A 1,608-nucleotide genomic window follows, 5' to 3' on the forward strand; every position below is an offset into this window, starting at 1 on the left:
GTAAGCATTCAGAAGGTCGTGACCGAATCGACTGTCTGACGATGTGACAGGTGGTGGGCGGGTGCGGCAGGATCCGTGATCGTGCCGTCCGCCTTCGAGTCCGCATCGCGTGAGGATCTCCTCACGGTGATCGGGCTGCTTCAGCGGCAGGTCAAGGCCGCGGAAGCACGTGCTGAAGCCGCGGAAGCACAGGCCGCCGAACTCGCTGCGGCGACTGAGCGGTTGACCGTGCGGGTCGCGGAGCTGGAGCGGCGGCTGGGACGCAACTCGTCCAACTCCTCGATGCCGCCGTCCAGCGACACCTTCGGCCGGCCGGAGAAGAAGGCGGCGCCGAAGAGCGGACGCAAGCGGGGCCGCCAGCCGGGCGCGGGCAGCTCCGGCCTGTCCATGACCGCCGACCCCGATGTCGTCGAGGAGTATCTCCCGGCAGCGTGCTCCGGCTGCGGCAGCGGACTCGGCCCCGGTGACAGCGTCGGCTTCGAGCGACGTCAGGTCCGCGACATCCCCCTGACCACGGTGACGGTCACCGAGCACCGGGCTCATCGCTGCCGGTGTGCCTGCGGCACGGTCACCACCGAGGCGATGCCCGAAACTGTCGCGGGCTCGCCCTCCTCCTACGGCCCCAACCTGCGGACGCTCGCCGTCTACCTGCTGGTCTTCCAGCACATTCCCGTCGAGAGGACCGCGCTCCTGCTCTGCGATGTGACCGGGGTGGGAGTCTCCACCGGCTGGGTGGCCTCCCTGCTGCCCGAGGCCGCCGACCTGGTCGAAGACTCCCTGAACCTGATCCGGGCCCTGCTGACCATGGGACATGTCCTGCACGCGGACGAGACGACCACCCGCATCGGCTCGGTGCGACGCTGGCTCCACGTCGCGTGCACCGACTTCCTCACCCTCCTGCACCTCGCACCCCGCTCCCGCACGGGCGCCGACGCCGGAGGCGTCCTGCCGCACTACCGCGGCGTGCTGGTCCACGACTCGCTGTCCCTGTATGCCGGGTACGGCGCCTGCACCCATCAGCTGTGCGGCGCCCACCTGATCCGCGAACTCACCGCCGCCGAGGAGGACTTCCCCGACCAGAACTGGCACCAGCAGATCCGCTGGTCCCTGGCCGGACTGAACCGCCAGGCCCTGCGGGTCCGCTCCGGCGAGATCACCGAGATTGCCCCCGGCGCGCTGCTGCTGTACTACGAAGCCTTCCACCGGGGCATCGCCGTCGGACTGTCCCTCCACCCCAAAGTGGAGGGCCGGAAACAGTCTCCAGCCCGCAACCTCCTCACCCGGCTGCGGGAGCAGGCCCACCACGTGCTCCGCTTCGCCGACGACCCGCTGCATGTGCCGTTCACCAACAACTGCGGCGAGAGGGCGCTGCGGCCGGTCAAGACCCAGCTGAAGATCTCCGGCTGCCACCAGTCCGAGGCCGGCGCCACCGCCTGGCTCGGCGTGCGCTCCTATCTCGACTCGGCCCGCAAGCACGGCCTGAACGCCTTCGAAGCCATCCACCGCGCCTTCACCGGCAACCTCTGGATGCCACCCATCGCCCAGCTCCCCTGACCAGGCACCCCCACCCAGCGTCACCGATCAGGCCCATTCCTTCTGAATGGATAC

At 69.5% G+C, this 1,608-nt stretch carries 1 protein-coding gene; it reads left to right on the top strand.

Translation table 11 applies throughout. The features are described from left to right. Positions 1–75: 75 nt before the first annotated feature. A complete protein-coding gene (gene tnpC / locus ACFYMU_RS33385; protein WP_388381479.1) occupies positions 76–1,554 on the top strand; it encodes an IS66 family transposase in 1,479 nt (492 codons plus the stop codon). The last annotated feature ends 54 nt before the right edge of the window (positions 1,555–1,608 follow it).

Origin of the sequence: Streptomyces sp. NPDC007264 (genome assembly GCF_042869095.1) — a bacterium.
Classification (GTDB): domain Bacteria; phylum Actinomycetota; class Actinomycetes; order Streptomycetales; family Streptomycetaceae; genus Streptomyces.